This window comes from Catenulispora pinistramenti (assembly GCF_018274385.1).
Lineage (GTDB): Bacteria > Actinomycetota > Actinomycetes > Streptomycetales > Catenulisporaceae > Catenulispora > Catenulispora pinistramenti.
The window spans coordinates 1-25,362 of record NZ_JAAFYZ010000160.1 but is presented as its reverse complement, the minus strand read 5'-3'; the positions used below and the strand labels follow the sequence as shown (position 1 = coordinate 25,362).

The following is a 25,362-nucleotide window of genomic DNA, read 5'->3' as shown; positions in this document are numbered from 1 at the left end:
GGAGATGCGTATAAGAGACAGGTGCGTGGGTGGGCGGGGAACAGGACCGGGCCGAAGGCGGCGTCGGATGCGGCCAGGCCCGCCAGGCGTACCAGCAATTCCACCAACGTCGCCAGGCGTTCCGGCGAGTCGACCGTCGACGCGCGGTGCGCCGTGACCAGCACCCCGGCCCGCGACTCCACCGGCACGCGCCCGACGCGCGATTCGCGCACCACGTCCACCACCGTGTTGCCGACGACGCGGATGCGCGCCGCGTCCACGCCCTCCGCGGCCAGGAATCGGGCGGCGAGGGCGGTCGGCGCCAGGTGCAGTGAGGCCGTGGCCGCCGCGATCCGGCGGTTGACCTCCTCCATCGACGTCTCGTTGAACGACCGCAGTCCCGCCTCCAGGTGCACCACCGGAACGCACGCACGCCGCGCCGCCAGGCAGAACACCGGCACCGTCATCGTGTCGCCCAGCAGCAGCACCGCGTCCGGGGTGGACGTCGTCACCTCCTCGACCGCGTGCTCCAGCAGCGCGCCGAGGGTCGCGGCCGGGTCGGACGGGAGCAGCCAGCGTGAATCAGGCCCCATATCCAGCGAGCGCAGGAACTCCTCGCCCAGCGCCGGGTCGTGGTGCTGCCCGGTGAACACCAGGCGCGTGGGCCAGCCGCGTTGTCGCAGCTCACGCACCACCGGCGCCAGCTTCACGATCTCCGGCCTGGTCCCGAACGGAATCGTGAGTCTCATCCCTGGAACACCTCACAGAACAACCGCGACATCCGCACACCGGGCCGATACCCGAGGCGGGAGCTGCGGATCGGCAGACCCCTGACACCCCGCAGGTATTCGCCGACCAGATCGGCGCCGGCGGCCAGGGACAGCGGCAGCCCGCCGGAGAAGCGCGGGTTGCACTCCACGAACACCACCTCGTCCTCGTCGGTCACGAACCCCTGGACGCACGCCACCCCGCGCAGCCCGACGGCGTCCAGCACCGCCGCGACGCCCATCAGTACCCTGTCATCGGCGAACGTCTCGCCCTTGGTCGAGATGCCGCCCCGGGTCTCCAACCGCCAGCGCGGCACGCCGCCGGCGAACAGCCCCTGCCGGTCCACCAGCGCGTCCACGGTGAACTCCCGCCCCGACAGCCGGGTCTGCACGATCGGTTCCTGGACCCGCCGCAGTGCCCACACGACCTCATCGAGACTGTCGCACGGGTACACGTCCCGCGACCCCCGCCCGAACCGGGGCTTCACGATCCAGGGTCCTGATACGTCGGACGCGACGAACCCGGTGGCGGGCGTCGCGATCCCGGCCTCGGTCAAGACCGCCGCGAAGACCGCCTTGTCACAGCACTGACCCACCGCCGCTCGTGACGGTACCCAAACCGCGATTCCTTCGCCTGCAAGGTCTTCAGCGCGTGTCCCTAGCTCTAGAAGCTCCTCGGCGACCGTGGAGACGATGGCATCAGCACCCTGGGAGACAGCGATCTCGCACAACGCGTCCACGAACTTGGGATCACGGGCCGGCGGCACCACCGCCGACGCGCTCCCCAACGTCAACCCCGCGGCGGATGCGTCACAATCCACTGCGACAGTACGAATACCGGCCCGTAGCAACGCATTGACGACCGAAACGCCGGCGGGCCCACCGGCGCCGGTGACCAGAACCGAGTCCGTCATCTCACTCCTCCCACCAGCCGGTCGAGGTCAACGAGGGGGAGGTCGTGGTCCGAACCGAGGCCGAACCCCCGCCTTCGAGTGCCGACCCGGCCGGCATCTCCAGCCGCCCCCACAACAACTCCTGCTTGGCCCACACCCGCAGCCGCACCAGAGCGACCGTGCACGCCGGCTCCCACCGATGCCGCATCACCGTCTGCGCCAACGCCTGTCGCACCCAGATGTCCTCCTCGGCCTCGGCGATCTCCAACAGCAGCCGGGCATTGCGCCCCACCCCGTTCTCGCCGGCGGTCTGCACCGCCGCGACCCGCGCGGCCGGGTCGGCGGCGACGAGTGCGACCCGCAGCTGCCGACGCACGCCGACTCTGGTCAGAACACCGCGAACGGCGGCGACGGCCACCAACGACCCGCCGACCGCCAACGCCACCGGTTCAGGACTCATCACGCACTCCGTCCGGGCTCGAATCACCAGCAGAAACACCAACAGATTCACCAACCGGAACACCAGCAGAAGCACCAACCGGAACAGGACCGGCAAGACAGAGGTCGTCCAAAGCCACTCCGTCTCGGGGCAGCAGCACCCACAGCATCAAAAGGAACCCTCCGAGTGTGTAAGCGAACGCGAACAGCGACCCGACCCAGTCGTGGAACAGCACCAGCGCCGAGGGGCCGGTCAGCAGCCCGACGCCGATCGAGGCGGCGATCCGCGCGATGTTCCCGATGAACACCACGGTCACCGCCGCGGCCAGCGCGAGCGCCAGCCGCCCTCGGGCTCCCGTGGGCCGCAGCACGGCCAGCCCGCCCAGGGCCAGCAGCGAAGCCAGCGACGAGCACGCCGGCGTCAGGATCGCGGCGAAGGAGCCCGGCGAGTGTGCGTCCACGATGATCGAAGCCTGATAGCCGCGGGTCACGCCGCCGACCCCGAGCGCGTGGAAGACGTCCACGGTCGCGGCCGTCTCCACGCCTCGCATCCACTGCTGCAACAGCACGAAACCGCCGATGGTCCCGACCAGGAGCAGCCCGATGCGCGCGAACACCCGCCACGGCTCCGGCCTCATGACGTCACCTGCCGTCCCGGACCTGGACCCGGGCCCGGATCAGGGCCGGGACCTGGCCCTGGCCCAGGCCCAGGCCTCGCACCCGGCCCGGAAGGCGTCGCCGACCGATCCGTACGCACCCACGTGTAGGCGGACCCTGACATGCCGTCGAACCAAGCCTTCGCACACAGCACCGCCGACATCAGGAACATCGGCAGGAACCACACCAAGGCCAGCACGTCCGCCCGCCGGGTCCGGGCCAGCAGCATCCCGCCGCCGATCTCCAGCAGCGGCCCGAGGAACAGCAGTGTCCACAACACGAAACCGCCGGGCACCGACGCCGCCGGAACCATCCCGGCGGCCGACAGCACCAGTAGTCCCAGCGCCAGCAACGAGGCCACCGGCACGTGGTAGATCAGCAGGAACATCACCGTCTCGATACGTTCGAGCACTGACAAGTGCGAAGCCCGCCACACGTGCCGCAGGTAGTCCCGGCACACCTGCTGATGCCCGCGAGCCCACCGATACCGCTGCTTCCAGAACCTCCGCACGGTCGTGACGCCCTCCTCGTCGTCGACGGCGCCCGGCTCGTACCGCACGCGCAGCCCGGCCAGCAGCAGCCGCAGCGTCACGTCCGTGTCCTCGGTGACGCTGTGCACGTTCCAGCCGCCCAGATCCCGCAGCGCCGACAATCGGATCGCGCAGTTCGCGCCGCCGTACGCCGGAAGCCCGAACACCGACTGCCGCCCGAACTCGTTGACCAGGTACCCGGCCAGGTAGTCGACGGTGATCAGCCGGGTCAGCGGCGCGTCGGCGGCGTTGCGGATCCGGCACCGGCCCTGCACGGCGCCGACGCCGGGGTCCTCGAAGTGCCGGACCAGCAATGCCAGGCTGTCGGCGTGCGGCCGGTGGTCGGCGTCGAAGACCACGACGATCTCGCCGGACAGTCGGGGCAGCGCGTAGTTCAGCGCGGCGGATTTGCCCGCCGGTCCGGAGCCCGCGGGGCGGTGCAGGGCCAGTAGCCGTGGTTCGGCGGCGGCGCGCCGGTCCAGGATCGCGCCGGTCCCGTCATCGGAGCCGTCGTCGACGATGACGATCTGGAGCAGCTCGGCCGGGTAGTCCAGGGCCAGCAAACCGGTGGCGAGCCGGTCCACGACGAACTGCTCGTTCTTGCACGACACCAGCACCGACACCGCCGGTCGGTACCCGGTCAGACCGGCGATGGTGAGCGACTCGGCCTTCGCGGCGGCGATCGAATCAGGATCCGCATGTCGTAGGGCTGAGACCGCGAAAGCTGTGTGCCGAAGGAAGAAACACAGGAACACGCCGTCGAGGACGTACACGACGGCCGCTGTCAGATCCGCGGTGCCCAGCACTGACCACAGCACGAGCACCGCGCCGACTATGCACGCGGGTCTGGGCCATCCGGCGGGAAGCCGGATGGCCCAGACCCGACGGTGGCTCGCCTCGCTCACCGGCGCCCCGAAGGTGCGTATTCGACATCCGCGACGGTGCGATCAGCCCCCGGCACGACCCGCGGGAGCCCGCTCAGATCCCAAGCGAAACGCTCGGTCTCGAACCCCTCAGCGTGCCGCAGCCGCGCCTGGAAGCCGCGGAAGCGCGCCTGCGCTGCCACTGCCTCCAGATCCACCATCCGGTTCTGCAAGACCTGCGACACGTGCGCCCGCAAGGCTTTCAGCTTCCCGGACAGGTGCTCGGCGGCGTCCACGAACACCGTCGGCGCGAACCCGAGCGAAGACGGCGTCTCGTACATCAGGATCCTGGTGACGTGCCGCCCGGCCGCGAGCGTGGCCACGGCCGCCGACCGGTGGTCCTGGTGGCTGTCGCGCGGCGAATGCGTGTAGACGACGTCGGCGCCGGTGGCCCGGATCGCCTTCTCGACCACCGCCACGCCGGCCCGGCCCTCCGGCACCGCGCCGTCCTCGAAGCCGCCCCAGAACAGCTCGGCTCCGAGGATGGACGCGGCGATCTCCTGCTCCGACATCCGCGAGGACTGGCCCTGCGGCCCGTGCTCACCGCCGGTGAGCACGAGCAGCCCGACGTCGTCGCCGCGGGCGCGGTGGGCCAGCAGCGCGGCTCCGCAGCCGAGTTCCACGTCGTCCGGGTGCGCCCCGACGGCGAGCACCTTCACGCGGCGGTCCCGTCGCCGGCCGCGCCCCGGCCCGAGCGCCGCTTGCGGAACTGGTAGCCGGTGAACAGCACACCGAGCACGCCGGTGAGCACCACGCCGCCGACCGCTCCGACCGGCATGCTGGTCCCGCCGGTGATCGAGCAGCGGGACTGCGCGAGGTAGATGTCACCGCCGCCCAGCGACTTCAGGCCGGGCAGCAGATGGATGTGCACGCCGTTGACGGTGATGCCCGGTGAACCGCTGCTCCCGGACGGGATCTGCTCGTTGAGTACGACATCTGCGATACCGGCTACGTCGATGTGCGTGTTCGGCCCCGGGTCCGCGGCCACGGTCTGCCCGGCGATGACCACGTGGGCCAGCTCGGTGCTCGCCGCGGCCCCGGACTCCGTCGCAGAGCACTGCGTACGGATCACGTTCTCCTGGACGTGCAGCGCCGTGGCGTCGCCGTAGCCGCCGATCAGGCCGGCCACGCGCAGGCCCTGCACGTCGGCGGTACTGTGCACGGTGCCGCCCGGCGGCGTGCCGACCGTGCTGGAGTCCAGCACGCCCAGCGACACCAGGTCGCCGATGCCGACGCTCACCACGTGCCCGGTGATCGGGTTCGCGCTCCCGCCCGGCGACGGCAGCGTCACCGAGGGGTTCGCCGGGACGTGCAGGTTGATGCCGGCCAGGCTGACGTCAGCGGCCACGCCGAACGCGCCGCCGGAGACCGCCGCCGGCGCGGCTTGGGCGGCCGTGGTGCCGCCCAGGCACAAGGCCAGGCCCGCCGCGCACACGACCGTGCCCGCCGCGGCGAACCCCCAACCCCGGGGGGTCAGACCTCGTTGCTGTGCCCTCATAGTCGGGTGTGCTCCTCATCTCATGACTCGTCATGACTCGAACGTGGGGAAGCTTGTGAGAGATAGGCCGAACCCATGTGGTGACGGCCTGATCACCCGTAGTCTCTTCTCTCGGCACGGGAACGGGATCGTGCAGGCGCCGTCACTTCGGTCTCATCCATCCGGAGTACTGACGACTCAGGGGCAGGGGGAGCGGGGCATGGCCGACGGGACGATCGTGGTCTGCGACGCACTGCGCGCGGTGGCCGAGTCGCTCGCCGCGTACTTGGAACGGGACGGGCTCGGGGTGGTAGCGACCGTGTCCGAGGCCGAGGAACTGCTCGACGCGGTCGCGGTGCATCAGCCGGCGCTGGTGCTGCTGGACGTCACGGTGTCCCGGCGCTATCCCGGGCGACTGGTCGCGGCGTTGGCGAGGACCGGTGATGCCAAGGTTCTGATGCTCGGTCCGGTGACGGCTTCGGACGACGCGGTGGACGCCTTGCGGGACGGCGTCCAGGGCTGGGTCCCGGACCGTGCCTCGGGTGCGGAGATGGCGGACGCGGTACGTGCGGTGCTGCGTGGCGAGTTCCGGATGCCGCCGGAGTTGGTGGTCGGCGCTTTACGCAGCACCGCCGGGGCTGATCCGGATGGCGCCGCGGCGGCGCAAGGGAGCGGAGGGCGGGGGAGTACGGCTACTGACGCACGTATCGCAGCCCTCGGCGATCGCGAGCGGGCGGTCCTCGCATGCCTTGTCGAGGGACTGGACCGGCGCGGCATCGCGGTGCGGTTGCAGATCTCTGAGAACACCGTCAAAACCCACATCGGGCGGATCCTGGGCAAGTTGGGTGCGCACAGCAGGTTGGAGGCGGCTGCCATCGGCCGCCGGGCCGGGTTGGGCGATCCGTGAGATGTTCACCTTTACGTGTCATCGAGTGACCCGACGTGGCGGCCGGTCGTTTGACGTGGAGTGAGAGTCCTGCTGTGCGACGCGTACCGGCTGTTCGCCGAGGCGTTCGCTTCGGCGTTGAGCCAGCGCGGCCATGACGTCGTCGGCGTCAGCTTCGACCCGCGCGCGCTTCCGGCCGCTGCGCCCATAGCGTCACGTGCGTTGAGTGCGTCAAGTGCGTCAAGTGCGCCTAGTGCGAGCAGTACCGCAGATGTCTGCGTCGTCGACTTCGGGCCGCCGACGCCGGACCTGCCGGCCCTGGCGGACGCCGCGAACCTGCGGTGCTCGAAGCTTCTCGCGTTGACCAGCGAGGAGGGCGCCGCGCCGCTGCACGCGCTGATCACCGCCGGGGTGGACGGCTTGATCTCGAAGCGGCGCGGGCTGGACGAGATCGTGACGGCCATAGAGCGTCTGCATTCCGGCGCGGGCTACTACGATCCGGTGCTCGTTCGGCAGGCGGTGACAGAGCGCAGGTCCAAGGACGAGGCGGCAGAGGCCCGCTTGACCGGGACGTTGACGCCGCGCGAGTTGGAGGTGCTGCATCAGCTGGTGCGCGGCGCCTCGACCGGCGGGATGGCCGCCGCGATGGGGATTTCGGTGACGACGGTGCGGAGCCATACCCAGGCGGTGCTGAACAAGCTCGGCGTCAACTCGCGGTTGCAGGCGGCGGCGTGCGCGGTGAGCTATGGGCTTGTGGAGCCGCTCGCATGACGCGTTCGGCGGCTACTTGTAGAGGTAGAGGTAGAGACAGAGCCCGAAACCCAGCCTCACGCTCGAAAACGAAGGGCCGGGGCGGCCGATCCTCCCACAGCTCAGCCACCCCGGCGGGTCCGCGTCCCACCGGCAGCACATCAGGACGCGGAGTCTTAAGGTTCTGCGAACGCGTCGGCCGTCAGACGCTGGCCAGCGGCGGGAGCACCGCACGTCGCACGGCGGCCGGAGCCGCCTCGGGGAAGTGGTCCTCCGGACGCGGCACGCCGAAGCGGTCCCGCAGCGTCCCGAGGTCGTACTCGGTGCGGTACAGCCCGCGCCGCTGGAGCACCGGCACCACCTGGTCCACGAAGTCGTCGAGCCCGCCCGGCAGGATCGGCGGCGCGACGGTGAACCCGTCGGCGGCCCCGGCCTGCGACCACTCCTGCATGGAGTCGGCGATCTGCTCCGGCGTGCCGATCACCACGCGGTAACCGCGTCCGCCGCCGAGGCGCGCGACGATCTGGCGCACTGTCAGCCGCTCTCGGATCGCCAAGTCGGTGATCAGCGCGAACCGGTGGTCGGAGAGTTCCTCCTCGCGCGGCAGCAGCCCGGCCGGGATCGGCCGGTTGGGATCGAGCCCTGATACGTCCACGTCGAGCAGATCCGAGAGCTGACTCACCCCGGTCTCCACCAACTGCAACTCGGTCAGCTCCCGCGCGCGACGCCGCGCCTCGGCCTCCGTGGAGCCGATGACCGGCGTGATGCCCGGCAGTATGACCGGGACGTCGGCTTCCCGCCCGTACGCCGCGGCCCGCGACTTCACCTCCAGCGCGAACGCCGCGGCGTCGCCGAGGTTCTGCTGCGCGGTGAGGACGACTTCGGCGTAGCGGGCCGCGAACTCCTGGCCGTCGGCCGAGGAGGCGGTGTGCACCAGCAGCGGCCATCCTTGAGGCGTGCGCTGCACATTGAGCGGTCCTCGTACCTTGAAGAACAGTCCCGTGTGCTCGACCTGGCGGATCCGGTCGGGGTCGGCGTAGCGGCCGTTGCGGCGGTCGTGGACGACGGCGTCGTCGGCCCAGCTGTCCCACAGCTGGGTGGCCACGTCCAGGAACTCCGCCGCGCGCTCGTAGCGGACCGCGTGCTCGACCGGCTCGTCCAGGTTGAAGTTGGCGGCCTCGGCGAGATCGCCGCCGGTGGCGATGTGCCAGCCGACCCGGCCGTGCGAGATGTGGTCCAGCGAAGCCAGGGTGCGGGCCAGGATGTAGGGCTCGTAGAAGGTCGTCGAGGCGGTGGCGATCAGACCGATGTGCTCGGTGGCGGTGGCCAGGGCGGTCAGCAGGGTCAGCGGTTCCAGGCCGCCGGCGGCCGTGGCGTCCGGCCGGCCGCGGACCGCGAGGCTGTCGGCCAGGTAGACGGCGTCGAACAGGCCCCGCTCGGCGGTGCGGGCCAGGTCGACGTGGTAGTCGACGTCCAGCAACCGGTGCCCGGCGCTGGCCGGGTGGCGCCAGGCGGCGGCATGGTGGCCGGGGGCGTTCAGGAATGCGTTCAAGTGGAGCGGACGGATATTGCGTGCGGGCATGGTCGTGCTCCCCGGAATGGGATTCTTCGGTGGCCGAAGATAAATGGTGTCCGAATATTTCGGAGACAGAAGTTAATGTGCCTGGGAGGCGACTGATTCCCAGCTCAGAGCCGGTGCAGTGTCATACGCACGCAGGACAGATCGCGCTCGCGGTCCGGCGCAGATCGACGTGACGGCGAGCCACGAGAACGGTGGCACGTCTCATGCCCAGAGAATGACAGGTAATCTCAGGGATCGTCAATATCGCGGGATATCCGTCTCACCATTCGGCGTGATTCAGCGTGATTCAGCGTGATTCAGCCCGTCGGCCGAGCCCGCGGACCGGGCTTCAGGAGTGGCCCCGGCGCTGGCGAGTGGCCCAGGCGCGCGAGGCATGATCGGCTCTATCGCCGGACCGCGAGTGTGCCCTAGCGTTCCGTGCCATGTCATACCCGCCGCCGCGCTTCCTCGCCGACCAGGGCGAGGCCAGCGCCACCTTCCGCACCTTCGACGCCGAGCCGGAACTGAACATCGGCGGCGCCTCACGCGTCAGCCTGCTCTCGACCGGCGGCACCACGGACGGGCTGTACGGCCTGTACCGCTGGGACATGCTGCCGGGGACGCCGAAGCCTGCGACATCGAGCGGGCACTACCACCGCACGTTCTCCGAGGCGTTCTTCATCCTGGACGGCAGCGTCGCGCTGTACGACGGGGCGACATGGCGCGACGCGAACGCGGGGGACCACCTGTTCGTACCGCCCGGCGGCGTGCACAGCTTCGCGAACACCTCGGGGCAGGCGGCTTCGATGCTGGTGCTGTTCGCACCCGGCGCGCCGCGGGAGCCGTATTTCGAGGAGCTGGCCCAGATCCGGGGCTCGGGGCGGCAGCTGTCGGCGCAGGAGTGGACCGAGCTCTACGCCCGCCACGATCAGTTCGCGGCGTGAAGTTCACGGAGTGATCGAATGCTGATAGAGCCCGAGGAACCGAACATCCGCCGCTCGGCGCGCATCCTGCTCGTCGACGCCCGCGACCGGGTACTGCTGTTCAAATCGCTGGTCACCGCGCCCGACTCCGAGCACGAGACGCTTTGGCAGACGGTAGGCGGCGGCGTCGAGCCAGGCGAGGCGCTGGCCGAGGCCGCCGCGCGGGAACTGCGCGAGGAGACCGGCCTCAGCGTCGGCGCCGAAGCGTTCGGCCCAGTCGTCGCCAGCACTGAAGGCGCGGCCGACTTCGGCTTCGTCCGGGGCTACTTCCGCGACGAATTCTTCTTCCTGCGCGTAACCGCCCACACCGTCGACACCGGCGGATTCGAAGCGCAGGAGGCGAGCACCTTCCTGACGTTCGGCTGGTGGAGCGTCGCCGAACTGGAGACCACGCGGGAATGGGTCGTGCCGCTCGGGCTCGCCGCGCTGCTGCGGGACCTGGTGGCGGGGCGGGTGCCGGCGGCGCCGGTCGAGCTGCCCTGGCATCACTGAGCCGGTCAGCACTGAGCCGGTCGGCACCTGAGTCGGCTGGGCCCACGCCTCGCTGAAACCCCGCGTCCCATCGCTGAGCTGGTGTTCAGCCCCGATCGCTCACAGCGAACACGCCCCGGGGAACACCAGGCGGCTCACAGACATTGAGTGAGTCAGACTCAACTTACTTCTTGTAGGGAGCCACAGCGAATGAGCGAGAACATGACCGGCGCGACCAAGGCCTTCCCGGTCATCCCGCTGGACGACGCGGTCGTCCTGCCGGGCATGGTCGTGCCGCTGGATTTGTCGGATTCGGAGACCCGGGCGGCCGTGGACGCCGCCGCCAATGGTCCTACGCGCGGGGGCAAGTCGCAGGTGCTGCTGGTGCCGCGGCTGGACGGCAACTACGCCAAGTCCGGTGTGGTGGCCATCATCGAGCAGACCGGGCGGATGGCCGGGTCCGGGCGCATGGTCGCCGTGGTGCGCGGGACGCATCGGGCCACCATCGGGGTCGGGACCACGGGTCCGGGTGCGGCCCTGTGGGTCGAGGCGATCGTGCTCGAGGAGCCGTTGATCACCTCGCGGACCCGCGAGCTGGCCAAGGAGTACAAGGACCTGGCCATTCAGATCCTGCAGCACCGCGAGGCCTTCCAGGTCGTCGACATGGTGCAGCAGATCTCCGATCCCTCGCAGCTGGCTGACTCGGCCGGGTACGCCCCGTACCTGAAGGCCGTGCAGAAGGTCGAGCTGCTGGAGACGCTGAGCATCGATGAGCGGCTGGAGAAGCTGCTCGAGTGGGGCCGCGAGCACCTGGTGGAGCTGGACGTCAACGAGTCCATCCGCAAGGACGTCGAGGACGGCATGGAGAAGCAGCAGCGCGAGTTCCTGTTGCGCCGCCAGCTCTCCGCGATCCGCAAGGAGCTGGCCGAGCTCGATGGCAAGGAGGCCGGCGAGGAGGAGGACTACCGCTCCCGCGTCGAGACCGCCGACCTGCCTGACAAGGTCCGCGAGGCCGCGCTGAAGGAAGTGGACAAGCTGGAGCGCTCCGGGGATCAGAACCCTGAGGCCGGCTGGATCCGCACCTGGCTGGACACCGTCCTGGAGATGCCCTGGAGCGAGCGCTCCGAGGAGACCTACGACATCGCCGGCGCCCGCGCCGTCCTGGACGCCGACCACGCCGGCCTGGACGACGTCAAGGAACGCATCGTGGAGTACCTGGCCGTGCGGAAGAAGCGCCAGGACAAGGGCCTGGAGCTGGTCGGCGGACGCCGTTCCGGCGCCGTGCTGGCCCTGGTCGGCCCGCCCGGCGTCGGCAAGACCAGCCTCGGGGAGTCCGTGGCCCGCGCCATGGGCCGCAAGTTCGTCCGCGTCGCCCTGGGCGGCGTCCGCGACGAGGCCGAGATCCGCGGTCACCGGCGCACCTACGTCGGCGCGCTGCCCGGCCGCATCGTGCGCGCCATCAAGGACGCCGGCACGATGAACCCGGTGGTGCTGCTCGACGAGATCGACAAGGTCGGCGCCGACTACCGCGGCGACCCGACGGCGGCCCTGCTGGAGGTCCTGGACCCGGCGCAGAACCACACGTTCCGCGACCACTACCTGGAGGTCGAGCTCGACCTGTCCGACGTGGTGTTCCTGGCCACGGCCAACGTCCTGGAGTCCATCCCCGGCCCGCTGCTGGACCGCATGGAACTGGTGCGGCTCGACGGCTACACCGAGGACGAGAAGGTCCTGATCGCCCGCGACCACCTGCTGCCGCGCCAGATCGACCGGGCCGGCCTGTCCACCGACGAGGTCGGATTCGACGACGAGGCACTTCGGCTGCTGGCCCAGCAGTACACGCGGGAGGCGGGTGTGCGTGACTTGGAACGCGCCATCTCCCGGGTGCTGCGCAAGGTGGCGGCCAAGACGGCGCTCGCCGACTCCGAAGCCGCGGTCAAAAGCGAGGCGACGGTTCTGGATCAGGACGTTGATGTCACATCCGACGACGCACCTGTCGCGAACGCGGATGAGGCTGAGGCCGAGGTGACGGCGACAGACACCGACACCGACACCAACACCGACACCGAGGCGACGCCTGACGGCGCGAAGACCAAGCTCACCATCACGGTCGAGAACCTGAAGGACTACCTGGGCCGTCCCCGCCACACCCCGGAGACCGCCGACCGCCTGGCCGTGCCGGGCGTGGCGACCGGCCTGGCGGTGACCGGCGCCGGCGGCGAGGTGCTGTTCGTCGAGGCCTCGCTGTCCGACCCGGAGACCGGCGGCACCGGCCTGAACCTGACCGGCCAGCTCGGCGACGTGATGAAGGAGTCGGCGCAGATCGCGCTGAGCTACCTGCGCTCGCACGGCGCCGAACTGGAACTCCCGGTGGCCGACCTCAGCAAGCGCGCGGTGCACGTCCACGTGCCGGCCGGGGCCCAGCCCAAGGACGGTCCGAGCGCCGGCGTCACGATGACCACCGCCCTGGCCTCGCTGCTCAGCGGCCGGCTGGTCCGCAAGGATGTGGCGATGACCGGTGAGGTGTCCCTGACCGGCCGGGTCCTGCCGATCGGCGGCGTGAAGCAGAAGCTGCTGGCCGCGCACCAGGCCGGTGCGACGACCGTGCTGCTGCCCAAGCGCAACGGGCCGGATCTGGACGACGTGCCGGACGAGGTGCTGGAGAAGCTGACCGTGCACCTGGTCGGCGACGTCCGCGAGGTCCTGGACCTCGCCCTGGAGCCCGCGGAGCGCCCTGTCGCTGTGGCTGCCGTATAGGCGCACTCCGCGAGTAAAACCGAAGCCCTGGACCGATCCCCTCCGGTCCAGGGCTTCGGCATATTCGGTAGCCCCCCCCCGGCGACTGTCAGTAGCCTGGCACGGTGGACAACGAGGATCTCATCACCCGCGCTGCCGCCTTCGGCGCCGTCGCCGACGCTACCGATGCCGCCGGCGATGGTGGCGCCGCCGAGGCCGCCGGCGAGGCGCGCTGGCAACTGATCCGCGAGCTGCACCAGACCACCGACCGGGACGCGTTCGAGGCGGTTGTGGCGGCCGCGGAGTCGGACGACAGGGCCTGGTGCTGGTCGGGCTGGACGCGCTCGGGCAGATCGGCTACCGGGCGGACCGCCCCTACTCGGAGGAGACTCTGCCGGTGCTGTACGACGAAGCCGTCGAGCAGGCCGTGATGGGGCTGGCACGGCGCGGCGATCCGCGAGGCACGGCCCCGTTGCTGAATGAGCTGTGGCACATGGTCGACGACGTCTCGGTACTTTCCGAAACGGAGGTCTTCGGGGTTGTCGCCATCGCTGGGACGAAGGACATGCTGCCGCCGCTGCGCCGACTGTGGCAGCGCCGGGACAGCTTCGAGCCTTCCGACCGGCGGATGCTCGCCGAGGCACTAGCCTCGCTCGGCGACCTGGTGGACCCGGTGGACCCGGTGGAACCGGAGTCCTGACAGTCGGAGTCCTGACAGCCGGTTGGAGCGACGAACGAGGCGAAAAACCGAGGCCGCCGCGAAGAAACCCCCGCGACGGCCTCGGTCCGGCTGAGCCGCTGTCGACTAGCTCAGCGTCCACTCCTGAAGCGCTGACCCACTGTCAGGCTCCTGCGCCACCAGCGCACCGTTACCCGCTGATGCGCTTGTCATCAGCAATCCGGTGTGGTTGTTCTTCAGCGTCCACAATCCCGACGGCAGCTGCGTCGCCGTCCACCGCTGGTTCACCGCCCCGGAGCACGACCACTGGATCACCGCGGTCCCGGCAGCCGTGTTCCCGCCGTTGTCGTCGGCGCACATGCCCGAGTCGCCGTTCGTCAGCGTGTAGCTGCCGTCCGTCTGACGCGCGAACGTCCACTGGCTCGCGGTGCCCGAAGCAGCGCCGGTCACCAACTGGTCGCCGCCGTTCTTCGAACCGTTCGGCGGCTGGAGCGCCTGCCCCGATACCGTCAGCGTGTGCACGCCCGACAGGTCCACCGGCTTCGGGCTGACCGCGTACGTGAACGTGGCGCTGCCCGAGGTGTGGCCGGACGAGGCGGTGACCGTCGTGGCGAACGTGCCGGAGGCGGTCGGGGTGCCGCTGATCAGACCGCTGTGGGCGTCGATCGACAGGCCGGCGGGCAGCCCGGTCGCCGAGTAGTGCAGCGCCTTGCCCTTGGAGTCGCTGCCGTTCACCTGTGCGCTTGCCGCTGTTCCGACCACGCCGGCCTGGTTCCCCGGCGTCGCCACGTGCACGACCTCAGGGCCCTGAGCCGGGTGGGCCGGGGTGAACGTCAGCGTCTGCTCCGAGGGCTGCCGGCCGCCGCCGACCGCGTTGCCGGAGGTGTCGGTCCAGGTGCGCACCGGCGTGGTCTCGGCCGAGCGCGACTTGTCCCACGACATCCCCAGCGCCAGGCCGCTGTCCCGGTTCACCAGGCGGTAGGAGCCGGGCGAGGAGGTGTTCGGCACTGCGAACCACTCCTGGCCCACGGTCGGGCCGGAGGCGCCGATCGGGGTCGCGGAGGCGTCCGTGCCCCAGGCGCGCGAGGCGGTCTTGGAGGAGTCCACGCCGAGTGCGTCCCCGGTCACCGCGTTCACCACGGTGTACGAGCCGTCGCCGGTGGGCGCGATGCTCCACGCCGCCTGCGCCCAGCCGTAGTACGCGTCCAGCGACGTCACCTTCGAGCTGCCCGCGCTCTGCGCCAGCACCCGGCCGTTGCCGCTGTTGATGACCACGTTCTGGCCCGGCTTCACGACCGGCTTGGCCGGGGCCGAGGTGCCGATCGTGACGTCCGCGTACTCGCCGTCCGAGGTCGCGCAGGCGATCGAACAGTAGGAGCGGAACGTCTTGCCGACGATCGTCGGGCTCCACTGGTTCGCGGCGTCGGCGAACCAGCGGTACCAGGACCCTGACACGTAGCTGCCGGAGTCGCCGATCAGCCGCCACTTCTGCGTCGCCAGGTTGTCGGTGGCGTAGAACTGCTGCGGTTCCTTGCCGGTCTGGCCGACCGTCTCCGGCTCACCGATGTACAGGCCCAGGTAGGCGTCGTAGGTGATGTTCATGATGAACAGCGGCGACTTGGTCGGCAGCTTGCCGGCGGTCATCTGCTGGTCGGCGGTGCCGGTGGTGGCCGGGTTGTAGTCGTTGGCCGGGGCGGTGTAGCCGGTGGGGTCGGTGGTGGTCACCGGCTCCATGTTGCTCTCCAGGCCGCCGATACCGGGCTGCGACCAGCTGCCGTTGTACCACTTCTGCCAGGTGCCGGCCGCCATCTTGCCGCTGATCGGGGCCCGCGCCACGTGCGCCAGGCCGCCGTTCTGCGTGCCGCCGGTGCCCGGCTTGTTGACGACGCGGGAGCCGTAGTAGACGTAGAAGTAGCCTGATGCGGTGTCCACGAACAGGCGCTGGTCGCCGTCGCCGTAGTCGTACGTCTGGTTCGGGAAGGCCTTGGTGTCGCCTCGGGTGGTGCTGTACGGCGAGGTGATCGCGTGGCCCAGGATCGACCAGGTCTTGCCGTGGTCGTGCGAGACCGCGTAGTCGATGGAGTCATAGTGCAGGCCGTCGCCGAAGGGCTGCGGCGTGAACTCGTTGTGCACCAGGCCGTACCAGTCGCCGGTGTCCGGGTCGACCCAGGTGCCGGACAGGTCGCAGTAGTTGCGCTGCGAGTAGTAGCCGGTGCCGTTGTTCATGTATGTCGACTCAAGCCCGGTCGGGCTGTTGTTGCAGCGCCAGGTGGTGTCCTTGTTGGAGTCCTGGGAGTCGGCCGGGTTCACCGCGTTGCTCAGCCCGGTGTCCAGCGTCGCGTCGTCGAAGTTCGTCCCGCTGTAGAACTCCCAGGAGCGCGGGTCGGTCTTGGCGTACAGCGAGTACGACTCCTGGAAGTGGAAGGAGCCGTCGGTGTCGAGGTAGGCCGACGCCGGGGTGTCGTCCGGGTAGGCGAAGCTGTTCACGGCGCCGATGCTGATCTGGTACGCCGGCGGCGCTCCGGCCGCTCCGGACGCCGCCGAGGCCTGGCCCGAGGGCAGCAGCGCCAGGGCCGCGACGGTCGCGGCGGCGGTCGCCGCGGCCAGGGTCTTGCGGGGGTGTCGCACGAGTACTCCGTTCCACTCTGAACGTTCATCCGGTGGTACCACACGGTTATCTCTCAATATCGAGCAGAGAGTCGAGCACTATCAAGCAGAATCCAAGGCGGTGATGAGGAAAGTGCAGGCGCCCGGGTCATCGTGGCCCGGGCGCCTGCGGTGTGCGGCGGGGAGCGCCGCCGTCAACCGATCGTCAGCCGATCGTCCACCGCTGGAGCGCCGACCCGCTGTTCGTCTCCTGGGTGACCAGCGCGCCGTTCGACGTCGAGGCGGTGGTCACCAGCAGGCCGCTGTGCACGTTCGTCACCGTGTACGCGCCGTTCGGTGCCTGGGCCACGGTCCAGTGCTGGTTGTCGTTGCCGGTGCAGGTCCACTGGATCACCGCGTTGCCGGTGGTCGTGAACCCGCCGTTGTCGTCCATGCACAGCTGCGACTCTTGGTTCACGATCTGGTACGAACCATCCGATTGCTGGGTGAACACCCAATTCTGGTTCGAGCCGCCGTTCGGCGTCCAGGTGTCCAGCTGCGTTCCCGTGGCCGTCGAATGGTTCGGATCGTCCAGCGCCTGACCCGACGCGATCAGCGTGTGCGTCCCGTTCAAGCTCACCGGTGCCGAGCCGACCGTCCACGTGAACGTCGTCGAGCCACTCGCGGTCCCGGACGACGCCTTCACCGTCACGCTTGACGAACCGGTCGCCGTCGGCGTGCCGGAGACCAGGCCCGAGGCGCTGATCGACAGCCCGGCCGGCAGGCCGGTCGCGGAGTACGTCAGGGCATTGTTCTTGGTGTCGGAGGCCGTGATCTGCAACGAGGCCGCGGTGTTCACCGCCGTGGTCTGTGTCCCGGGGTTCGCCACGGTCACCGTCTCAGCACCCGATGACGTCGTCGCCGTGAACGCCAGCGTCTGCTCGGCCGCGGTCCGGCCGCCGCCGACACTGCTGCCCGAGGTGTCGTCCCAGGCGCGCGCCGGTGCGGTCTCGGCCAGCCGCGAGGTGTTCGACGACAGCGCGATGACCAGGCCGCTGTACCTGTTGACCAGCTTGTAACTCCCGCTCTGCCCGGTCACCGGCACGATCCACCACTGCTGCCCCACGCTGCCGGTCGCGCCGGACAACGCGGTCGCGGTCGGTGCGGTGCCCCAGGCCCGGCTCGCGGTCGTGCCGGAGTCGACGCCGAGGGCCTGGCCGGTGCCGGCGTTGGTGACGCGGTAGGAGCCGTCGCCGTCGGCCGTGAACTGCCAGCCTTCCAGCGCCGAGCCGGTCGCGGCGGCGTCGGACGTGGTCGCCGAGCTGCTCGCGACCTGGGCCAGCACCCGGCCGGCCGAGGTGCCGATCGTGTAGGTCTTGGTGGTGTCGATCGGCGGCTGCGCCGCGGCGGTGGAGTCGATCGTCTCGTTGGTGTAGAGCGAGCCGGCGTTGTTCACGCACGCCACCGAGCAGTACGCGCGGAACGACTTGCCGACGATGCTCGGGTCCCACTTGTTGCCGCTGTCGGCGAACCAGCGGTACCAGGATCCCTGTGTGTAGTTGGATCCTGAGTCGCCTATGTAGTACCACTTCTGCGTCGACAGGTCGTCGGTGACGTAGTACTGCTGCGGCGCCGTACCGGATATCACTTCGGGCGTGCCGAGGTACAAGCCGAGGTAGGCGTCGTAGGTGATGTTCATGATGAACAGCGGCGACTTCGAGGGCAGTTCCCCGGCCGACACCTGCTGGTCCACGGTCCCGGTGTTGGCCGGGTTGTAGTCGTTGGCCGGGGCGGTGTAGCCGTTCGGGTTGCTGGAGTCGACCGGCTCCATGTTGCTCTCCAGGCCGCCGACGCCGGGCTGGGACCAGCTGCCGTTGTACCACTTCTGCCAGGTACCGGTCGCCATCTTGCCGCTGATCGGCGCGCGGGCCACGTGCGCCAGGCCGCCGGTGCTGCCGGCGACGCCGCCCTTCGGGACGACGCGGGAACCGTAGTAGACGTAGAAGTAGCCTGATGCGGTGTCCACGTACAGCCGCTGGTCGCCGTCGCCGTAGTAGTAGGTCTGGTTCGGGAACGCGGTCGTGTCGTTGCGGGTGGTGCTGTACGGCGAGGTGATCGCGTGGCCCTCGATCTTCCAGGTCATGCCCCGGTCGGTGGACACGGCGTAGTCGATGGCGTCGTAGTGCAGGCCGTCGCCGAAGGGCTGGGGCGTGAACTCGTTGTGCACCAGGCCGATCCAGTTCCCGGTGTCCGGGTCCACCCACATGCCGATCAGGTCGCAGAAGTTCGGCTGGGTGTAGCCGGACCCGGAGCCGGCGCTGGTGGCGGTGACGCCGGTCGGGCTGTTGTCGCAGCGCCAGGTGGTGTTGTTGTTCGCGTCCTGGGAATTGGTGGGGTTGACCGAGTTGCTGATCGTGGAGTTCAAGGTGGCGTCGTCGAAGTTGCTGCCGGAGTAGAACTGCCACACCCGGCTGTCGGTCGACCCGTAGCCCGAGTACGACTCCTGGAAGTAGAACGTGCCGTCCCGGTCGACGAAGGCCCCGGCCGGGGAATCGGACTGGGCCGAGAACGTGCCGTTCGAACCGATCCCGATCGTGTAGGTCGCACTCGGCGGCGTGGCCGAGGCGCTGCCCGGCGCGAGGGCGCCGACGCAGGCCAACGCGCCCGCGGCGAGCGTCGCGAGTAGGGTTTTGCGGAGTCTCACAGGTACTCCCTTCGAGGGTGGCGGGGATGCCCGAGAGTTATCTCTCAGATGTGGGCACGAGTCGAGCTTTTCCAAGCAGAATCCAAGGCCGGCGGGAGAAAAACACAGTGGTGGACGTGACGGTGCGCCCGGCCCGGACCGACGAGGTCGGGACGCTGACCGAGCTGGTCCTGCGCTCCAAGGCTCATTGGGGCTACAGCGCGGAGTTCATGGAGCGCTGCCGGGCGGAGCTGACGATCCACGCTGAGGAACTGGCCCCCTGCCGCGTCACGGTCGCCGAGATCGAGGGCCGGGCGGTTGGCGTGGCCTCGCTGGACGGCGAACCGCCGGAGGGCGAGCTGGGGAAGTTGTTCGTCGATCCCGATCTGATCGGCAAGGGCGTGGGCGGCCGGTTGTTCCGCCATATGGCCGAGATGGCGCGCGGCGCTGGGTTCCGCACCCTTGAGCTTGATGCGGACCCCAACGCCGAGCCGTTCTATGAGGCGATGGGCCTCGTTCGAGTCGGAGTGGTGCCTTCGGACTCCATCCCGGGGCGGACGCTGAACCGGTACGCCTTAGAACTCTGATGTGAAGCGAGTTGATGCGAACAGACTCGGGGTGACCGCATGTGGCTCCTGTGGCCCGGAGGCCTTTGGTGTGACTAGCTGATCGACCAGTGCTGCAACGCGCTCCCGCTGTTGTTCTCCTGCGTCACCAGCGCGTTGTTCGCCGTGGATGCCGTGGTCAGCAGCAGACCGCTGTTCGCCGAGGCGATCGTGTAGCCGCCGCCGGCCAGCGCCGTCACGTTCCAGTGCTGGTTGGCGTTCCCGGTGCACGTCCACTGGATCACGGCCGCGCCGGCCGCCGAGGAGCTGCCGGTCACGTCCACGCACAGCCCCGAGACGCCGTTGGTGAGCTGGTAGGAGCCGTCGGCCTGCTCGGTGAAGGTCCACTGCTGGTTCTTGCCGCCTTGCAGACCCCAGGTGATGAGCTGGGTGCCGGTGGCTGTGGAGCTGGCCGGGTCGTCCAGGGCCTGGCTGCCGGTGGTGACCGTGTGAGTGCCGCGGACGCCGGAATTGGCGTCGTTGAAGGCCTCGAACTCCCAGAGCGAGTAGCCGTATTGGGTACCGCGCGCCGTGCCGTACATGCGGAGGTAGCGGCCGGTGGCGTTCGGGAACGTCAGCGTTTCTGTGCCGCCGGTGCCGTTGGCACGCGTGTAGACGGTGGTCCAGTTGGTGCCGTCGTTCGACAGCTGGATCTGGTAGTCCTTCCCGTACGCCGTCTCCCAGGCCAGCACCACGCGGTTCACGGTCTGTACCGAGCCGAGGTCCACCTGGAGCCACGTCGGATCGACGTACTGGCTCGACCAGCGGGTGCTCAGGTCGGCGTCGGTGGCGTTCGCGGCGGGGAAGTCCGGCGTCTCGATGCTGGAAGCCGTGGTCGGCTTGCCCTGCGCCAGGTCGCCGGCGATGGTCGGCTTCGGGTAGAGCGGGTCGCGGCCGACGGCATCCATGATCGGGACGAACGCGGCGTAGGTGGGGACCAGCTTCGGGGTGTTCCACGTCATCTGCGCCAGGTCGCGCATCGGGTACTTGATGCCCTCGGCGGTCTGGTCCTCGGTCTCCGCGCCGGGGCTGTCACACCAGACGTGAATCAGGGAGCCGAGATTAGCGGCGTCGTTGGTGATCGTGGCCGAACCGTCGAACAGGTCCGGGTTCCAGGACTCGTACATCCACGTCGTGTCCGGCTTCGGGCCGCCGTAGACGTAGTACGTCGGGGTGTACGCCTCGTTGGCGATCGTGTGCCCGGCATCGATGACCTGCTGTGGGGACAAGCCGGTGTTGCTCCAGTACTCGACGATGATGTCGGGGTTGACGGCGATGGTGCCGTCGCCGGACTTCAGGCCGTCGTTCCACATCCGCATCGTCTTGCCGCCGGCCCGCACGATACCGTCGGCCCAGTTCACGAAGCCGTAGAAGGTGTCCTTCGCGGTGGCAGTCGCACCGTAGTTCTGCTGGGCGTAGGTGAGCAGCTGCGGGTAGGAACTGTAATCGGTCACGTACTCGTCGGCCCCGAGATGCCAGTACGGACTGTTGGTGAACAAGGGCTCGTACTCGTTGATCAGGTCACTGATCAGCTGCCGGGCGCCGGGAATGGTCAGGTCGATGTAGCTGGAGCTGGCGTTGCCCGAGCTGTCCTTGAGCCGGTAGTCGTGGCCGATGCCCAGCTCGGCGGACAGGATCGCGTCCATGTGCCCGGGCATGTCGATCTCCGGGACGACGGTCACGTGGTACTGGTTCGCCAGCGCGATGATGTCCTTGATGTCCTGCTTGGAGTAGTGCTGCGGCGAGGTGATCTCGGGATGGGTGTCGCTCTCCAGCCGGAAGCCGTAGGTGTCCGACAGGTGCAGGTGCAGGTAGTTCATCTTGAGGTAGGACATCTCACGGATCTGGTTCTCCACGAACGCCACGTCGAAGAACCGGCGCCCGGTGTCCAGCATCAGCCCGCGCTCGGACTTGTCCGGGGAGTCGGTCGCGGTGCCGGCGGCGATCGTCGGACCCTGATGGAGCAGCTGGAGCACGGTGCGCGTGCCCCAGAACTCGCCGGTGGTGGTGCTGCCCTGGATCGAGACGCTGCTGCCGACGGTCATCGTGTAGCCCTCGGTCGGCTGGTGGCCGCCGAGGGTCAGCGCGATGTCGCCGGGACCGGCCTGGCCCTGCGCCACGCCGACGACGCGGCCTTCGAGGGCGGACAGGTCGGTGGCGAAGGTGTTCGCGTCGCCCTGGAGCTGGCCGGCGTAGGCGGGGTCGATGACGACGCGGCTCGCCGCGGTCCAGGCGTAGGAGCCGGAGCCCGAGCCGGTCGCCGCGGTCCAGGTGCGGACGGCGGGGATGGTTTGTGGCGGGCCGGAGGCGGCCGCGGCGACGTGCGTGGCGGCCTGCGCGGTATGTGGCGCGACGACGGCGGAGACGGGGATGACGGCGGCTATGAGGGCGGCCGCCGGGAGCATACGGAGGGATCGCATGGACCTGCCCGGTTCACTAGGTGGGAGCGGTGCATGGTTTTGAGCGAAAGCTGCGTGGGAGTGCGTGGTCTAGACCGCTGGCGCGCGCTAGTGCGCAGTATTGAGCAGGGATCATTCGTTGGCAAGGTTTTCCACGAACTCTGACAGGAAGTCGGCGATCGGTCGGGGGTCGGTGAGGACGGCCAGATGGTCGGCGGCCAGGCGGGCCGTGGGCCAGCCGAGGGCTTCGGCGCGGTCGGCTTGCCGCTGGTAGCCCTCGCTGAGCTGGAGGTAGGCGCACTGCGTTCCGGACCAGGTCGCGATCTCCGGAGCCGGCTCCTCGAAGTAGGCGAGCGCGATCGAGTGGAGCTCGGCGAGGAAGGCTTCTCGTTGTGCTGCCTGCGGAATCAGCTCTGTCACGACCTCTGGCGGGAACCACTCGCTCCAGGGCGGCAGCATGCCGTCCTCGGCCATCGCGGTCAGGGCCTCGCGCAATTCGGGCGGGGAGGTGTCGAAGTCGCTCAGGCCGGGGCGGGGGAGCTGGGCGTCGACGAACGCTGTGCCGGTCACGCGCTCGTTGAGGGCGTCGGCGATGGCCGGGAGGTGGGCGCCGGCGCCGCTGTGGCCGACGAGGACGACCTTGTCGTGGTGCGCGTTCGGCTTTGTCGCTTCGGCTGTTTCAGCCGCTTTCACTGCTTCGGCGAACCGGTGTGCGTACGGCCCGGGGCCGGCGGCGATGCCGTGCAGGCTGGGGACCAGGACGTCGTAGCGTCCGCGCAGCAGCCGCGCGACCGGCTGCCAGGTCGCGGGTCCCACCAACGGGCTGTGAACCAGGATCAGGAGTGGCGCGTGTGGCATGAGGTGATTGTCGCCCCAGCCGCCTTCGCGACGTTCCCGCGCTTGTCGGAGGCGCCGCGTAGCCTTTGAACATGCGCCCTCTGTCCGAACTCACCCGCACCGTCGCCCCGATCGAGGTCGTCAGCGACTACCAGCCCGCCGGCGACCAGCCCGCGGCCATCGCCGAGCTGGCCCGGCGGATCGAGGCCGGGGAGAAGGACGTCGTGCTGCTGGGCGCCACCGGCACTGGCAAGTCGGCCACCACCGCGTGGCTGATCGAGAAGGTGCAGCGCCCGACCCTGGTGATGGCGCCGAACAAGACGCTGGCCGCGCAGCTGGCCAACGAGTTCCGCGAGCTGCTGCCGAACAACGCGGTCGAGTACTTCGTCTCCTACTACGACTACTACCAGCCCGAGGCGTACGTCCCGCAGACCGACACCTACATCGAGAAGGACTCCTCGATCAACGAGGAGGTGGAGCGGCTGCGGCACTCCACCACCAACTCGCTGCTGACCCGGCGGGACGTGGTCGTGGTCTCGACCGTGTCCTGCATCTACGGCCTGGGCACGCCCGAGGAGTACCTGAAGAGCTCGGTGCAGCTGCGGGTCGGCGAGGAGCACGACCGGGACAAGATGCTGCGGCGCTTCGTGGACATGCAGTACGCGCGCAACGACGTCGCCTTCACCCGCGGCACGTTCCGGGTCCGCGGCGACACCGTCGAGATCTTCCCGGTCTACGAGGAGCACCCGGTCCGCATCGAGATGTTCGGCGACGAGGTCGAGCGGCTGATGACGCTGCACCCGGTCACCGGCGAGATCCTGACCATCGACGAGGAGCTGCGGGTCTTCCCGGCCACGCACTACGTCGCCGGCTCGGACCGGATGGAGCGGGCCCTCGGCGGCATCGAGATCGAACTCGCCGACCGGCTGGCCGAACTGGAGAAGCAGGGCAAGCTGCTGGAGGCGCAGCGGCTGCGGATGCGGACGACGTACGACCTGGAGATGATGCGGCAGGTCGGGTTCACCTCCGGGATCGAGAACTACTCCCGGCACATCGACGGCCGCGAGACCGGCTCCCCGCCCTCGACGCTGATCGACTTCTTCCCCGAGGACTTCCTGCTGGTCATCGACGAGTCGCACGTCACCGTCCCGCAGATCGGCGCCATGCACGAGGGCGACGCCTCCCGCAAGCGCACGCTGGTCGAGCACGGCTTCCGGCTCCCGTCGGCGATCGACAACCGGCCGCTGCGCTGGGAGGAGTTCGAGGAGCGGGTCGGGCAGACGGTGTACCTGTCGGCCACGCCGGGCCCGTACGAGCTGGCCAAGCAGCGCGACGAGGCGTCCAAGACCCCGGTGGAGCAGATCATCCGCCCGACCGGCCTGGTCGACCCGCAGGTGGTGCTCAAGCCGACGCAGGGCCAGATCGACGACCTGGTCGCCGAGGTGCAGGCGCGCGCCGCGCGCGACGAGCGCTCCCTGGTGACGACCCTGACCAAGAAGATGTCCGAGGACCTGACGGACTACCTGCTGGAGCGCGGCGTGCGAACCCGCTACCTGCACTCCGAGGTCGACACCCTGCGCCGGGTGGAGCTGCTGCGCGAGCTGCGCCTGGGCGAGTACGACGTCCTGGTCGGCATCAACCTCCTGCGCGAAGGCCTGGACCTGCCCGAGGTCTCCCTGGTCGCCATCCTGGACGCCGACAAGGAAGGCTTCCTGCGCAGCGGCCGCTCCCTGATCCAGACCATCGGCCGCGCCGCCCGCAACGTCTCCGGCGAAGTGCACATGTACGCGGACACGATCACCCCCTCGATGCGCCTGGCGATCGACGAGACCAACCGCCGCCGCGAGAAGCAGATCGCCTACAACGTGGCCAACGGCGTAGACCCCCAGCCCCTGCGCAAGCGCATCGCCGACATCACCGACCTCCTCGCGCGCGAGGACGCCGACACCGCCGAGCTGCTGGGCGGCTCGGGGCGGCAGCAGTCCCGGGGCAAGGCACCGGTGCCGGGCGTGGCTTCGAAGGGGAGCGTGCGGACCCTGGACGTGGCCGGCAAGCCGGCCGAGGAGCTGCTGGGGCTGATCGAGGACTTGTCGCAGCAGATGCATGCGGCCGCGGCGGAGCTGCAGTTCGAGCTGGCGGCTCGGTTCCGGGACGAGATCGGGGAGTTGAAGAAGGAGTTGCGGGCTATGCAGGCGGCTATGTAGGGGCGGGGCTGGTTGGCTTGGGGCGGCTGGCTGGGCTGGGCTTGCCTCGGTGGGCGGCCGGGCCGGCCGCGGGTCGGTCACGGGTCGGTCACGGGTCGGCGGTTCCGCGACCGGGCAGCGGTTTCGCGGGATGCTGGCGTAGATAGCCGGCCCGACAGCCCGGTGGTAGGCGCGCGTAGCAAACGCACGCAAGCGCCTTGCCTGTGATGCCAGTGCTGGCCTCGGCCCGCGGCCTGATTCGCGGACCGAAGCAAAAGCCCGCCTGCTTTCGCTGGCCGATCTTGCCGGCTGCCGCCCCACCTGTCCCTTATACAGATC

The 25,362-nt window shown here is 69.5% G+C and carries 21 protein-coding genes; 8 read left to right on the top strand and 13 right to left on the bottom strand.

Annotated elements, in window-relative coordinates; translation table 11 throughout:
- The 7 genes from KGQ19_RS34055 to KGQ19_RS34025 form a co-directional block, all read right to left on the bottom strand.
- Window positions 1–728, bottom strand: a 728-nt coding sequence (locus tag KGQ19_RS34055) for a UDP-N-acetylglucosamine 2-epimerase (RefSeq protein ID WP_212016978.1), incomplete at its 3' end; no start/stop codon positions are given.
- A complete protein-coding gene (locus KGQ19_RS34050; RefSeq protein ID WP_212016976.1) occupies window positions 725–1,660 on the bottom strand; it encodes an ATP-grasp domain-containing protein in 936 nt (311 codons plus the stop codon). The genes KGQ19_RS34055 and KGQ19_RS34050, both read right to left, overlap by 4 nt.
- Before the next feature lies 1 nt (window position 1,661).
- Window positions 1,662–2,099 carry a hypothetical protein gene (locus KGQ19_RS34045; RefSeq protein WP_212016974.1) on the bottom strand — a complete coding sequence of 146 codons (438 nt, stop codon included), beginning with the start codon at window positions 2,097–2,099 and terminating at the stop codon, window positions 1,662–1,664.
- The gene (locus KGQ19_RS34040; RefSeq protein WP_212016972.1) at window positions 2,089–2,715 is read right to left on the bottom strand and encodes an exosortase/archaeosortase family protein; all 627 of its coding nucleotides are present in this window, start codon (window positions 2,713–2,715) and stop codon (window positions 2,089–2,091) included. Before KGQ19_RS34040 ends, KGQ19_RS34045 begins: the two co-directional genes overlap by 11 nt.
- The gene (locus KGQ19_RS34035; RefSeq protein ID WP_212016969.1) at window positions 2,712–4,088 is read right to left on the bottom strand and encodes a glycosyltransferase family 2 protein; all 1,377 of its coding nucleotides are present in this window, start codon (window positions 4,086–4,088) and stop codon (window positions 2,712–2,714) included. The genes KGQ19_RS34040 and KGQ19_RS34035 overlap by 4 nt, the downstream gene beginning before the upstream one ends.
- Before the next feature lie 77 nt (window positions 4,089–4,165).
- Window positions 4,166–4,846, bottom strand: a complete 681-nt coding sequence (locus KGQ19_RS34030; RefSeq protein ID WP_212016967.1) for a PIG-L deacetylase family protein — start codon at window positions 4,844–4,846, stop codon at window positions 4,166–4,168.
- Entirely contained in the window at window positions 4,843–5,685 is an 843-nt protein-coding gene (locus tag KGQ19_RS34025) for a choice-of-anchor P family protein (protein ID WP_212016965.1), read from the bottom strand. Before KGQ19_RS34025 ends, KGQ19_RS34030 begins: the two co-directional genes overlap by 4 nt.
- Window positions 5,686–5,884: 199 nt before the next feature.
- Between KGQ19_RS34025 and KGQ19_RS34020 the strand changes: the two genes are divergently transcribed.
- On the top strand, window positions 5,885–6,571 hold the full coding sequence (locus KGQ19_RS34020; protein WP_212016962.1) for a response regulator transcription factor: 687 nt from the start codon (window positions 5,885–5,887) through the stop codon (window positions 6,569–6,571).
- Between the two features lie 339 nt (window positions 6,572–6,910).
- Window positions 6,911–7,321 (top strand): response regulator transcription factor, encoded by a 411-nt coding sequence (locus KGQ19_RS34015; RefSeq protein WP_212016960.1) that lies wholly within the window; start codon window positions 6,911–6,913, stop codon window positions 7,319–7,321.
- A 181-nt stretch (window positions 7,322–7,502) separates the two neighbouring features.
- Here the strand turns inward: KGQ19_RS34015 and KGQ19_RS34010 are convergent, their stop codons facing one another.
- The gene (locus KGQ19_RS34010) at window positions 7,503–8,882 is read right to left on the bottom strand and encodes an LLM class flavin-dependent oxidoreductase (protein ID WP_212016958.1); all 1,380 of its coding nucleotides are present in this window, start codon (window positions 8,880–8,882) and stop codon (window positions 7,503–7,505) included.
- A 121-nt stretch (window positions 8,883–9,003) separates the two neighbouring features.
- Entirely contained in the window at window positions 9,004–9,087 is an 84-nt protein-coding gene (locus KGQ19_RS53045) for a putative leader peptide (RefSeq protein ID WP_368862203.1), read from the bottom strand.
- A gap of 217 nt (window positions 9,088–9,304) precedes the next feature.
- Between KGQ19_RS53045 and KGQ19_RS34005 the strand changes: the two genes are divergently transcribed.
- From KGQ19_RS34005 to KGQ19_RS33990, 4 genes are all read left to right on the top strand, one after another.
- Window positions 9,305–9,805, top strand: coding sequence for a cupin domain-containing protein (locus KGQ19_RS34005; RefSeq protein WP_212016956.1), 501 nt, complete (start codon window positions 9,305–9,307; stop codon window positions 9,803–9,805).
- An 18-nt stretch (window positions 9,806–9,823) separates the two neighbouring features.
- Window positions 9,824–10,336, top strand: coding sequence for an NUDIX domain-containing protein (locus KGQ19_RS34000; RefSeq protein WP_212016954.1), 513 nt, complete (start codon window positions 9,824–9,826; stop codon window positions 10,334–10,336).
- Window positions 10,337–10,525: 189 nt separating this feature from the next.
- Window positions 10,526–13,072 carry an endopeptidase La gene (gene lon, locus KGQ19_RS33995; RefSeq protein WP_212016952.1) on the top strand — a complete coding sequence of 849 codons (2,547 nt, stop codon included), beginning with the start codon at window positions 10,526–10,528 and terminating at the stop codon, window positions 13,070–13,072.
- Between the two features lie 301 nt (window positions 13,073–13,373).
- The gene (locus KGQ19_RS33990) at window positions 13,374–13,751 is read left to right on the top strand and encodes a hypothetical protein (RefSeq protein WP_212016950.1); all 378 of its coding nucleotides are present in this window, start codon (window positions 13,374–13,376) and stop codon (window positions 13,749–13,751) included.
- 105 nt (window positions 13,752–13,856) lie between these two features.
- Here KGQ19_RS33990 and KGQ19_RS33985 read toward each other — a convergent pair whose 3' ends face one another.
- On the bottom strand, window positions 13,857–16,358 hold the full coding sequence (locus KGQ19_RS33985; protein WP_212016948.1) for an RICIN domain-containing protein: 2,502 nt from the start codon (window positions 16,356–16,358) through the stop codon (window positions 13,857–13,859).
- Window positions 16,359–16,542: 184 nt separating this feature from the next.
- Window positions 16,543–19,020: an RICIN domain-containing protein gene (locus tag KGQ19_RS33980; RefSeq protein WP_212016946.1), complete on the bottom strand. Its 2,478-nt coding sequence runs from the start codon at window positions 19,018–19,020 to the stop codon at window positions 16,543–16,545.
- 116 nt (window positions 19,021–19,136) lie between these two features.
- Here KGQ19_RS33980 and KGQ19_RS33975 point away from each other — a divergent pair, with 116 nt between their 5' ends.
- Window positions 19,137–19,586: a GNAT family N-acetyltransferase gene (locus tag KGQ19_RS33975; RefSeq protein WP_307856589.1), complete on the top strand. Its 450-nt coding sequence runs from the start codon at window positions 19,137–19,139 to the stop codon at window positions 19,584–19,586.
- 74 nt (window positions 19,587–19,660) lie between these two features.
- On the opposite strand, the gene KGQ19_RS33970 is transcribed toward KGQ19_RS33975, so the two are convergent.
- Together KGQ19_RS33970 and KGQ19_RS33965 are read right to left on the bottom strand one after the other, a co-directional pair.
- Window positions 19,661–22,024, bottom strand: a complete 2,364-nt coding sequence (locus KGQ19_RS33970) for a family 20 glycosylhydrolase (RefSeq protein WP_212016942.1) — start codon at window positions 22,022–22,024, stop codon at window positions 19,661–19,663.
- A 111-nt stretch (window positions 22,025–22,135) separates the two neighbouring features.
- Window positions 22,136–22,861, bottom strand: a complete 726-nt coding sequence (locus KGQ19_RS33965) for an alpha/beta fold hydrolase (RefSeq protein ID WP_212016940.1) — start codon at window positions 22,859–22,861, stop codon at window positions 22,136–22,138.
- Window positions 22,862–22,932: 71 nt separating this feature from the next.
- On the opposite strand from KGQ19_RS33965, the gene uvrB reads away from it, so the two are divergent.
- Window positions 22,933–25,044, top strand: a complete 2,112-nt coding sequence (uvrB, locus tag KGQ19_RS33960; protein ID WP_212016938.1) for an excinuclease ABC subunit UvrB — start codon at window positions 22,933–22,935, stop codon at window positions 25,042–25,044.
- Window positions 25,045–25,362: the final 318 nt, after the last annotated feature.

Excerpts from the sequence above, each read along its gene's own strand:
- KGQ19_RS34050 (WP_212016976.1), bottom strand. The coding sequence starts at position 1,660 with ATGACGGACTCGGTTCTGGTCACCGGCGCCGGTGGGCCCGCCGGCGTT.
- KGQ19_RS34045 (WP_212016974.1), bottom strand. The coding sequence starts at position 2,099 with ATGAGTCCTGAACCGGTGGCGTTGGCGGTCGGCGGGTCGTTGGTGGCC.
- KGQ19_RS34040 (WP_212016972.1), bottom strand. The coding sequence starts at position 2,715 with ATGAGGCCGGAGCCGTGGCGGGTGTTCGCGCGCATCGGGCTGCTCCTG.
- KGQ19_RS34025 (WP_212016965.1), bottom strand. The coding sequence starts at position 5,685 with ATGAGGGCACAGCAACGAGGTCTGACCCCCCGGGGTTGGGGGTTCGCC.
- KGQ19_RS34020 (WP_212016962.1), top strand. The coding sequence starts at position 5,885 with ATGGCCGACGGGACGATCGTGGTCTGCGACGCACTGCGCGCGGTGGCC.
- KGQ19_RS34010 (WP_212016958.1), bottom strand. The coding sequence starts at position 8,882 with ATGCCCGCACGCAATATCCGTCCGCTCCACTTGAACGCATTCCTGAAC.
- KGQ19_RS53045 (WP_368862203.1), bottom strand. The coding sequence starts at position 9,087 with ATGAGACGTGCCACCGTTCTCGTGGCTCGCCGTCACGTCGATCTGCGC.
- KGQ19_RS34005 (WP_212016956.1), top strand. The coding sequence starts at position 9,305 with ATGTCATACCCGCCGCCGCGCTTCCTCGCCGACCAGGGCGAGGCCAGC.
- KGQ19_RS34000 (WP_212016954.1), top strand. The coding sequence starts at position 9,824 with ATGCTGATAGAGCCCGAGGAACCGAACATCCGCCGCTCGGCGCGCATC.
- lon (WP_212016952.1), top strand. The coding sequence starts at position 10,526 with ATGAGCGAGAACATGACCGGCGCGACCAAGGCCTTCCCGGTCATCCCG.
- KGQ19_RS33970 (WP_212016942.1), bottom strand. The coding sequence starts at position 22,024 with ATGCGATCCCTCCGTATGCTCCCGGCGGCCGCCCTCATAGCCGCCGTC.
- KGQ19_RS33965 (WP_212016940.1), bottom strand. The coding sequence starts at position 22,861 with ATGCCACACGCGCCACTCCTGATCCTGGTTCACAGCCCGTTGGTGGGA.
- uvrB (WP_212016938.1), top strand. The coding sequence starts at position 22,933 with ATGCGCCCTCTGTCCGAACTCACCCGCACCGTCGCCCCGATCGAGGTC.